Origin of the sequence: Mesorhizobium sp. M7A.F.Ca.ET.027.02.1.1, assembly GCF_004022985.1 — a bacterium.
Taxonomy (GTDB): domain Bacteria; phylum Pseudomonadota; class Alphaproteobacteria; order Rhizobiales; family Rhizobiaceae; genus Mesorhizobium.
In genome coordinates, this window is the sequence record NZ_RZOL01000249.1 from 1 (window position 1) to 9,104 (window position 9,104).

Genomic DNA, 9,104 nt, shown 5'->3' on the forward strand with positions numbered 1-9,104 from the left:
CCGAAATTCTGGGCGCGAAAGACGCTCGAGCCGATCATCGCCCAATACAGGAAGGATCATCCGGCACCGCCGCCGCAGCCGCTGCCGATCTGCGAAGCGTCTTGAAGTCCGCATCGCACCGCCGCGTTGATTAAGACCGTGCCGCTTTATGTTCGGCGTGCGAACTGCATTGATCGGCGGCCCTGCGACCCACCAGCAATGATTCAATCCGATCTCCAAGGTCAGCGCGCCAGCAGCTTCGGCCCCGCCTCTCTCCTCGGCGTCGCTACTCAAAACAGCTGTGTGCATAAGGGCCGGATGGATCAGACTGGTTGAATGCTCTGGCCGAGGAGAGAATTTCCGGCACCACGTTCAGCCGATTGCGGTGGTTGGAACCAACGGCCTGCTACCCAGTTAGAAAGCCAGCAAGTCTGGTTCTAGCCTTGCCGCCATGTGAATCAAAACCCGCCGACGCAGTCTACGGCCTAGCAGGAGTGGCGACCTTGCAGCGGCGGTGGCCCGCTGGGAAACCGGTGTGCCTGCCTCCGCGACCTGGGCTGCACAGCCGCTGACGACAGCCCAGCAGACACCGTCGCCGACAGCCAAGCAACAGGAGATATGCCGACATGAAAGCAGCCCGCATCCATGCTTTTGGCGGACCTGAGGTTCTTTCGATCGATCAAGTCCCCTTGCCTCAACCGCTTGACGACGAGGTTGTGCTCAGGGTTCGCGCCGCGAGCGTCAATCCGATCGACTACAAGATCCGCGAAGGTTCGACGAACGAGAACCTGCCGGTCACACTCGGGCGCGACGTGTCCGGCACGGTGGAAATATGCGGCACGCGGGCAAATACGTTGAAGAAGGGCGACCCGTTATTCGCGATGCTTGGTCATGACCGGGGCGGCAATGCCGAATTTGTCGTGGTCAAGGCGACGGAGGCGGCTGCGAAACCGGATCGTCTCAGCCATGTCGAAGCCGCGGCGGTGCCGCTTGCCGGCATCACTGCATGGCAGGGCCTTTTCGACCATGGCGGCCTCAAATCCGGGCAACGGGTTCTCATCCATGGCGGCGCCGGCGGCGTCGGTCATCTGGCGATCCAGTTCGCCAAGGCCGCGGGCGCGTTCGTCGCGACAACCGTTTCCGCCGAGGACGTGGTTTTCGTCCGTGAGCTCGGCGCCGATCAGACGGTCGACTACAAGAACCAGCGTTTCGAAGAGGTCGTCGATGCGGTCGACCTGGTGTTCGACCTTGTCGCAGGCGACACGCAGGACCGCTCCTGGGAGGTGCTCAAACCTGGCGGGACGCTCGTTTCCACTCTTTCCGAACCGTCGCAGGAAAAGGCAAACTTGCGCCGGGCGCGTGGCGTCTCCTATCTGGCCGAACCGAATGCGGCGCATCTTGCCGAGATCGGCCGCCTCATCGAGGCCGGCAAGGTCACCCCCTTCGTGCAAGCCACCTACCCTCTTGGAGAGGTCGCCAAAGCGGAAGAACGGCTGGAAAATGAGCATGTGCGTGGCAAGATCGTGCTTGAGGTTTCCGCCTAGCGAGTTGGTGCTTCTGCCGTCCCTCTCGCCCCGTCGATCCCGAGGAGGCGGCACGCTCGGTGTTCCGAGTTCTTGCACGGCATATTGATCTTGGCCAATCGGCCAAGGTGCGCGATGCCCTGCCGAAAGAAATCCAGGCGCTCTGGCCCGAAAGCCTCGGAGTCAAATAGCGTCGGCATCGAACCTGACGACTCCCTGGGCAGCCGTGCCGAGGCTGGCGCCCGTGTCAAGCGTCAGTCCCGCAAACGGTTGGCGGCATGATCCTGATGCTGCTCGGTCGCGATCTGCCTGGAGTCCAAACCGCGTTCTTTGGAATGCTGTGCCTTGTCGCGATTGGACAGAACCTGGTTTTCTTTGAGCTTGTCCTTTGGCGTTACGGTCATGGCGCCTGTGCCAGAACCCTTTCCCTGTGAACCTGCTCCGATGTGTTTCTTGCTCCCGCGTGCCATGGGCTGCCTCCAATCTATGACAAATGTTCCAGGATCGGTGCTCATCTAGTCGTCAGGACGATTTTTGTGATGGACGCTTTCCTGATTTTTGCCGCGAAGGATGTTGCGGTCGTCCGGATCGACGAGGTCAGGTGTGTCGGTTCTCATGTCCGATCCTTTGCGCAGCGCTTCGCGTTCCGCCGCTGATCGTTTCAGATCCGCCTCTGAATCGAAATCCTTGCCGGCATTCTTTGTGTTTTCCCGCTCTTCAATGATGCGAATTTGTTGGTCATGGGTTTTGCGTCCAGTCATCGCTTCCTCCGGTGTGTTCGTGTTGGCGCTCGAAAGTCATCGGCCGCCTCTAAGGTCGGGTCACGGCGCTTGCCTGTCCGAGCCGGCTCTCGTGCTGATAATGGCAAGGTGACGGGATCGTTCCGAAGGCGTTGAATAAGCTTTTCGCCAGATGGCTCGGTTCACCTAGGGCTCACGTTGACCGAGGCCGCCGCCCCGCCTTCTGAACCAATACGTCCTTTGAACGTTTCGGCGACCGCCGGACTGGTGCCGCACGCCTTTCCGTCGCGCTCCAGCTCAGCGCAGGAAATCGACCACAGCCTGGATGAACTCTGCCGGATATTCGATGTTCGACAGATGGACCGCGGGCAGCACTACAAGCTTCGCGCCGGGCACCGCCGCGGCAATCATCTCACCGTGGCTGGCTGCTGTCACCGTGTCGTGCCGACCGGCGATCACCAGCGTCGGCCGCGGTATCAGTGCTACGGTGCGGCGAAGATCGGCGTCGCGAACCGCTGCGAACAGACCCGCCAGACCTTGCCGGTCGATAGCCAGCAGCATGGTGCGAAACTCTTCGACCACCGGCTCGTTGGCGGCAATTATCGACGCGGGGAACCAGTTGCTCAGGAACGTCTCGGCGGTTTCCGACATGTCCGGCGCCTGCCGCACCGCGGCAATCCGCTCGTCGAAATAGCTTGCCGGCGAGAGATGGGACGAGGTGTTGCTCAGGATCAGCCGGTCGATCCGCTCGGGCGCGTGGATGCCGAGCCACTGCGCGACGAACCCGCCGAGCGACAGGCCAAGGAAATGTACGCGTTGCAGGTCGAGCGCGTCGAGCAGCTCGATGACGTCGCGGCCAAGCCGGTCGAGCGAGTAGGCGCCGACGGGAACGCTCGATCCGCCATGGCCGCGAAAATCGTAGCGCAGGACACGGAAATGCTTCGACAATTCGCCGATCTGCCTGTCCCACATGTGCAGCGTGGTGCCGATGGAATTCGACAGCACCAGCACCGGCTTGCTTGCCTCGCCATCGAAGCGGTAGGCGATGCGCGTGCCGTCGCCCGTTGTGACGAAATTCAGCTCATTCATGATGAAGATTCCTTCTGGAACGTTGAACGAGACAGAGCCTAGCCGTGGAGCGATTTTGTTGATATTACAAAGATAGGACAATCTCTGTAATAAAAACTGATATGGCCGAATTCACTCTGCACGACCTGCAATGCTTCGATGCAGTGGTCCGCACCGGCGGTTTTCAACCTGCGGCGGCCATGCTGTATCGCTCGCACCCGGCGGTGTTCGCCGCCGTCGCCAAGCTGGAACGACAGCTCGGCCTCATCCTTTTGGACCGCAGCGGCTATCGCGTGCGTCCGACCGAGGCCGGGCTTTCGTTCCACCGCCGAGCGCTATCGCTGCTGCGCGAGTTGGACGGTTTGCGCGTCCATGCCGCCCAGTTGGCGATGGGTGAGGAAAGCGAGATCCACGTGGTGATAGGCGACCTGTGCCCGCGCCCGCATGTGCTGGGCATGCTCGGGCGGTTCTTCGCACAGTGCCCCGGCACGCGCCTGCATCTGCATTTTGAAGCGGTGGGCGGCCCATGGGAGCGTCTATTCGATGACGAAGCCGATCTGATCCTGCACTGGGTCGACAAGGGCGATGCGCGGGTGGAATGGGTCGATCTGTGCAAGGTGTCCTTCATTCCCGTGGTGGCGCCGGGCTTTCTGCCCGGGCGTATCGAGCAGCCGATCACTCTGGATCAGATGCAGGCACTCACCCAATGCGTCATGCGCGACAGCGCCCGCCATTCGCCACAACAAAACTATTCGCTGATCGAAGGCGCGCCGCAATGCCTCGTCGCCGACCAGGGCATGAAGAAGGAGATAATCCTGCAGGGCCTTGGCTGGGGCCACCTGCCCCGCTTCCTGATCGAGGAAGAACTGTATGACGGGCGCCTGCAATCCATTGCCGGCCGCCACCTGCCGGGCCGCACCGACGAACTGGTGGTGGCGCGGCGCCGCGACCGGCCGCATGGGCCGATCGCCAACCGTCTGTGGGATCATATCCAGCAGGAAGCGCCGGCATTGCGCCGTGCATTGGAGCCGACGGGGCCCGCCGGACAGACACCCACCAACCAGTCGCGAAAGGCGCAAGTGGCAACGCCAGGACCTCTCGGGTCCCGTCCAGCGATCACTTCTTGACATACGCTCCAGGCTGGCGGCCGCTCTTCGGAGCCTTGGCGTCCTTTGAACGCTCCGCGATAGCGGGGCCGGCGCCGGACGTCTTTTCGGTTGCGGCGCTCGGCGTGACTTGCCTTGGCGGGTTTTGTCCCTCCGACTGGCGGGTTCGGTCTTCCACTTCGCCCATCCGGCGGGTGAGCCCGATGCCGCCGACGGGCTTCTTGTTGGCGGCCGCATCCTGGGAGAATTCATCGGAAGCGTCGGCATCGGTCTTTGCCGGATATTTCGTCGCACCGGTTTCATAGCGGGTTTCGTTCTCAGTCATGACATCTCTCCAGTTGCATGACGGATAAACATCTCAGCGGTATCCGAGTTCCAACTCCTGGACTTCGATTCTGGACGGATCTGGGTTCCGGGAGCGCCCGGTCGGCCACCCAAGCGACGAGATGAGCAGCACCCTACTGCAGCAGGCCCTTGACGATGCCGCTCGCCTTGCCGAAATCCATCTGGCCGGCATATTTCTGCTTCAGTGCGGCAATCACCTTGCCCATGTCCTTCTGGCTGGCCGCACCGGTCGCGGCGATCGCCTCGCGCGCCGCAGCCGTCACCGCCGCATCGTCCAACTGCGTCGGCAGGAAGGTGCGGATGATCTCCATCTCGCCGCGCTCCTGCGCGGCGAGTTCGGGCCGCTTGCCGTCGTCGAAGGCTTTGGCCGATTCCTCGCGCTGCTTCACCATCTTGGCCAGGATCTGCAGGATCTCCTCGTCGCTGGCCGGCTCCTTGCCCGAACCGCGATTAGCGATGTCGCGGTCGTGAATGGCGGCCTGGATCAGCCGCAATGTCGGCAGCCGGTGCTTGTCCTGCGCCTTCATCGCGCTCTTCAGGGATTCGGCGATTTTTCCGCGCATGGTGCATTCTCCTTCGATCGGCGCGGACAATAGCGCCGCGGGCGGGCCAAGGCAAACCCTGATGTGCCGGAGCAAGCCACTGATTTTGCTAGGCGAAATAAAACGTTCCGGCATTTCGCATGATCATTGACCGCCCTGCCCCCTTCCCCTATGTACTGGGCCTTGCATGAACGGAAATTTGACTGCGTGGAGGCCGCGAAATCGCCGCTTCGCGCCGTTTGCCGCGCAGATGGCCCGCCGGGCCGGTTGCAGCGCGCGGCCTGATAGGAGTGCCGCATGGCCGAGATGACCGCCGCCTCGACGCCCGCCTGGGCCACTGAAAAGCCGACCGCCCTTCTGGTGCTGGCCGACGGCACCGTCATCGAAGGTCGCGGTCTCGGCGCCACCGGCTCCGCCGTCGCCGAAGTCTGCTTCAACACGGCGCTGACCGGCTACCAGGAAATCCTCACAGACCCTTCCTATGCCGGCCAGATCGTCACCTTCACCTTCCCGCATATCGGCAACATCGGCACCAATGACGAGGACATCGAGGACCTCAATCCCGCCGCCCGCGCCGGTGCCGTCGGCGCCGTGTTCAAGGCCGATGTCACCAACCCTTCCAACTATCGCGCCGGCACCGGTCTCGACCAATGGCTGAAGAAGCGCGGCATCGTCGCCCTGTCGGGCATCGACACGCGCGCGCTGACAGCACTGATCCGCGAAAAGGGCATGCCCAACGCCGTCATCGCGCACGCGCCCGACGGCGTGTTCGATCTCGACGATCTGAAGCGGTGCGCCGCCGCATGGTCGGGCCTGATCGGCCTCGACCTCGCCAAGGATGTCACCTCGGGCCAGTCCTCGGTCTGGCGCGAGACGCCCTGGGTGTGGAACGAAGGCTTTGGCGAACAGACCGAACCGACAATGCATGTCGTCGCCATCGATTATGGCGTCAAACGTAACATATTGCGCCTGCTCGCCGGCCTCGGCGCCAAGGTCACGGTGGTGCCGGCCAAGACCGGCGCCGAAGAAATCCTTGCCATGCAGCCGGACGGCATTTTTCTCTCCAATGGCCCCGGCGACCCGGAAGCCACCGGTGATTATGCCGTGCCGGTCATCCGGGATCTGTTGAAGACCGACATCCCCGTGTTCGGCATCTGCCTCGGCCACCAGATGCTGGCACTGGCGCTGGGCGGCAAGACCGCCAAGATGCACCAGGGCCATCACGGCGCCAACCATCCGGTCAAGGATCACACCACCGGCAAGGTCGAGATCGTCTCGATGAACCACGGCTTTGCCGTCGATGCCGACTCGCTGCCATCGGGCGTCGAGGAAACCCACGTCTCGCTGTTCGACGGTTCGAACTGCGGCATCACGCTGACCGGCCGGCCGGTGTTCTCGGTCCAGCATCACCCGGAGGCTTCGCCCGGCCCGCAGGACTCGCACTATCTGTTCCGTCGCTTCGTCAATCTAATCCGCGAGAAGCGCGGCGAGGAATTGCTGGCCGAACGGGCTTGATCCTTCAGAATGCTGTTAGCGATATCGCTTAACACAAAGCGATAAATGTGCGATATTGCTTGTTGTGAAGACGATCATCCTTTCGGTATCGGCGGCTCGCGATCTCGATAACCTGCCGGCGGATGTCCGCGAGCAGGTTTCCGAGGGTTTGATCACTTACGCCGTCAGCGGTCGTGGAGATGTAAAGCGTCTTGCCGGCCGGAACGGTTATAGACTGCGTATCGGCCGCTATCGCGTCATATTCGACGAAGACCGCACCACGATTCTCGCGATCTACATCGGCAAGCGTGAAACGACGACCTATAGCAGGCCATAGGACAGGACATCATGAACGCCCCGCAAATCATCAAGACCTCAACCGGCGAAGAACTGGTCGTCATCCCGAAGGCCGACTACGAGGCATTGCTGCATGCCGCTGAAGAAGCCGTGGAAGATGCTGCGGATGTGGCGATCTACGATGAACGGAAGGCCGAGCTCAAAACGGAAAAGCCCCTGCCCGCTGCCGTGACGATGGATATCCTGCGGGGCTCGAGCCGGCTCAAAGCGCTGCGCAATTGGCGCAACCTGACCCAAGCCGATTTGGCGACTGCCATTGGTGTCAGCCAGGGTTTCCTGTCGGACCTCGAATCCAATCGTCGCAAACCATCGCCGCAGACCAGTGCCATGCTGGCAAAGACGCTGGATATCCCCGGCGAATGGATCGAACCCTAGAGCAATCCCAGGAAAAGTGTGAAACGGTTTCCCGTCCGGGAATTGCGACAAACAAAGAATCTAGTTCTCATCCTACGCCACCGGCCGGCCTTCACTGGCTTCCAGGACGGCGAACCATTGCTGGCGGTCGAGCCCGATATCAAGCGCCTTGACCATGGCGGCCAGCCGTTCCGGCTTCATCGAACCCAGCACCGGCACCAATCGGGCCGGGTGGCGCAGCAGCCAGGCGATGGCGACTGCGGCAAGATCGCCGGCACCGATTTCCGCTGCCACCTCGGCAAGCGCTGCCCGCACCCGCGCCTCGCGCCCCTCCTTGCCGGTGAACAGCGAGCCGCCCCCGAGCGGCGACCAGATCATCGGCGCATAGGCAAGGCGCTGCGCGTGGTCGAGGCTGCCGTCGGTCAGCGCTGATGTCTTCAGCACCGACATCTCGATCTGGTTGGTGGCGAGCGCGAACGGCATTCGCGAGGCCAGCAGATCGAACTGCGACGGCGTGAAATTGGAGACGCCGACCGCCCTCACCTTACCGGCTTTGACCAGGCCGGCCAGTGCCGGCGCCGTCTCATCGGCATCCATCAACGGGTCCGGCCGATGCAGCAGCAACAGGTCGAGATAGTCGGTGCCGAGATTGGCGAGCGAGCGGTCGACCGAGGCCGCGATATGAGTGGCGCTGGTATCGTAGTGCTTCAGCCGGTTGTCCGGCCGGTTTGGCGATTTCTTCATGATGTCGCATTTCGAGATCAGTTCGATGCTGTCGCGCTTGCCTTTCCAGCGCGCCAGCCCGGCGCCGAAGGCCGCTTCAACCTCATAGTGCCCATAGATGTCGGCATGATCAAAGCTGGTCAGTCCGAGATCGACGGCGGTGCCGATCAGCCGTGCGACCTGATCGGCATCCGGGCGGGCGGCGCTGTCGAGCAGACGCGAGGCGCCGAAGACCAACCGCGACAGCGACAGTCCGTCCCGAGTCAGCGCAATGCGGCTGTGACTCACACCTGCGCTCCATCTTCGGCGGCGCCGGCGGAGACATTTGCGCGCGCCGCGGGCCTCGCCACCTTGGTGACGAAGACGATGACCGCCAGCGTCAGAAAACATGCGCCGACCAGATAGGGCGCACCGCCGAAGGTCACCGGCGCGCTTGGCCCGGTGAACCAGGAAAAGATCGCCGTATAGAGCAGCGGCGTGATGATCGAGGTGATCGAGAAGATCGAGGTCATCGCGCCCTGCAACTCGCCCTGCGCCGAAGGCGGCACCTTGGCGGCGGCGAGGCTCCTCAGCGGCGGATCGGCCAGCGCTTCCAGACAGCCGACGACGATCACCGCATAGATCATCCAGCCTTGCGACGCGAAGGCGTAGCCGAAGGCGCTGGCTGCCGTGAATGTCAGGCCGATGACCGCCGTCTTCCACTCGCCAAGCCGCGGGATCACGCGCGGCAGCACCGTCGCCATGACGATCGCACCGCACAGGCCGAAGGCGCCGAGCGAGAAGCCGATCTGCTGCTCGCTCCAGCCATAGCGGTAGCTGGAGACGAACGACCAGACCGCCGGATACATCATGTGCCCGAGCGTCATCAGGAAG

At 62.6% G+C, this 9,104-nt stretch carries 12 protein-coding genes and 1 pseudogene; 6 read left to right on the plus strand and 7 right to left on the minus strand.

What is annotated here, in order from left to right:
• The first annotated feature begins 605 nt into the window (after nucleotides 1-605).
• Nucleotides 606-1,523 carry an NADP-dependent oxidoreductase gene (locus EN749_RS23620; protein ID WP_127396756.1) on the plus strand — a complete coding sequence of 306 codons (918 nt, stop codon included), beginning with the start codon at nucleotides 606-608 and terminating at the stop codon, nucleotides 1,521-1,523.
• 23 nt (nucleotides 1,524-1,546) lie between these two features.
• Nucleotides 1,547-1,693 (plus strand): annotated as a pseudogene (locus tag EN749_RS23625) (DUF2267 domain-containing protein); the annotation flags it as partial.
• Between the two features lie 63 nt (nucleotides 1,694-1,756).
• On the opposite strand, the gene EN749_RS23630 reads toward EN749_RS23625, so the two are convergent.
• The 3 genes from EN749_RS23630 to pcaD all read right to left on the minus strand — a co-directional run bounded on the left by EN749_RS23630 (nucleotide 1,757) and on the right by pcaD (nucleotide 3,331).
• Complete coding sequence (locus tag EN749_RS23630) at nucleotides 1,757-1,972, minus strand: hypothetical protein (protein ID WP_128364073.1); 216 nt, start codon at nucleotides 1,970-1,972, stop codon at nucleotides 1,757-1,759.
• 45 nt (nucleotides 1,973-2,017) lie between these two features.
• Entirely contained in the window at nucleotides 2,018-2,263 is a 246-nt protein-coding gene (locus tag EN749_RS23635) for a hypothetical protein (RefSeq protein ID WP_023809680.1), read from the minus strand.
• Between the two features lie 276 nt (nucleotides 2,264-2,539).
• On the minus strand, nucleotides 2,540-3,331 hold the full coding sequence (pcaD, locus tag EN749_RS23640; RefSeq protein WP_128364074.1) for a 3-oxoadipate enol-lactonase: 792 nt from the start codon (nucleotides 3,329-3,331) through the stop codon (nucleotides 2,540-2,542).
• A gap of 101 nt (nucleotides 3,332-3,432) precedes the next feature.
• Here pcaD and EN749_RS23645 point away from each other — a divergent pair, with 101 nt between their 5' ends.
• A complete protein-coding gene (locus EN749_RS23645; RefSeq protein WP_127809609.1) occupies nucleotides 3,433-4,437 on the plus strand; it encodes a LysR family transcriptional regulator in 1,005 nt (334 codons plus the stop codon).
• On the opposite strand, the gene EN749_RS23650 is transcribed toward EN749_RS23645, so the two are convergent.
• Both EN749_RS23650 and EN749_RS23655 read right to left on the minus strand, forming a co-directional pair.
• Nucleotides 4,427-4,741 (minus strand): hypothetical protein, encoded by a 315-nt coding sequence (locus EN749_RS23650; protein ID WP_127396753.1) that lies wholly within the window; start codon nucleotides 4,739-4,741, stop codon nucleotides 4,427-4,429. The two genes, EN749_RS23645 and EN749_RS23650, sit on opposite strands and share 11 nt — an antisense overlap.
• Nucleotides 4,742-4,874: 133 nt before the next feature.
• On the minus strand, nucleotides 4,875-5,324 hold the full coding sequence (locus tag EN749_RS23655) for a GatB/YqeY domain-containing protein (RefSeq protein WP_013530126.1): 450 nt from the start codon (nucleotides 5,322-5,324) through the stop codon (nucleotides 4,875-4,877).
• A 276-nt stretch (nucleotides 5,325-5,600) separates the two neighbouring features.
• Here EN749_RS23655 and carA point away from each other — a divergent pair, with 276 nt between their 5' ends.
• The 3 genes from carA (at nucleotide 5,601) to EN749_RS23670 (ending at nucleotide 7,529) form a co-directional block, all read left to right on the plus strand.
• Nucleotides 5,601-6,818 (plus strand): glutamine-hydrolyzing carbamoyl-phosphate synthase small subunit, encoded by a 1,218-nt coding sequence (carA, locus tag EN749_RS23660; RefSeq protein WP_127397904.1) that lies wholly within the window; start codon nucleotides 5,601-5,603, stop codon nucleotides 6,816-6,818.
• A gap of 64 nt (nucleotides 6,819-6,882) precedes the next feature.
• Nucleotides 6,883-7,134, plus strand: a complete 252-nt coding sequence (locus tag EN749_RS23665; RefSeq protein WP_023809686.1) for a type II toxin-antitoxin system RelE/ParE family toxin — start codon at nucleotides 6,883-6,885, stop codon at nucleotides 7,132-7,134.
• 11 nt (nucleotides 7,135-7,145) lie between these two features.
• Nucleotides 7,146-7,529: a helix-turn-helix transcriptional regulator gene (locus EN749_RS23670; protein ID WP_127397906.1), complete on the plus strand. Its 384-nt coding sequence runs from the start codon at nucleotides 7,146-7,148 to the stop codon at nucleotides 7,527-7,529.
• A gap of 72 nt (nucleotides 7,530-7,601) precedes the next feature.
• On the opposite strand, the gene EN749_RS23675 is transcribed toward EN749_RS23670, so the two are convergent.
• Together EN749_RS23675 and EN749_RS23680 are read right to left on the minus strand one after the other, a co-directional pair.
• The gene (locus EN749_RS23675; RefSeq protein WP_127397908.1) at nucleotides 7,602-8,519 is read right to left on the minus strand and encodes an aldo/keto reductase family oxidoreductase; all 918 of its coding nucleotides are present in this window, start codon (nucleotides 8,517-8,519) and stop codon (nucleotides 7,602-7,604) included.
• On the minus strand, nucleotides 8,516-9,104 hold a 589-nt coding region (locus EN749_RS23680; protein WP_128364075.1), incomplete at its 5' end, for an MFS transporter. The genes EN749_RS23675 and EN749_RS23680, both read right to left, overlap by 4 nt.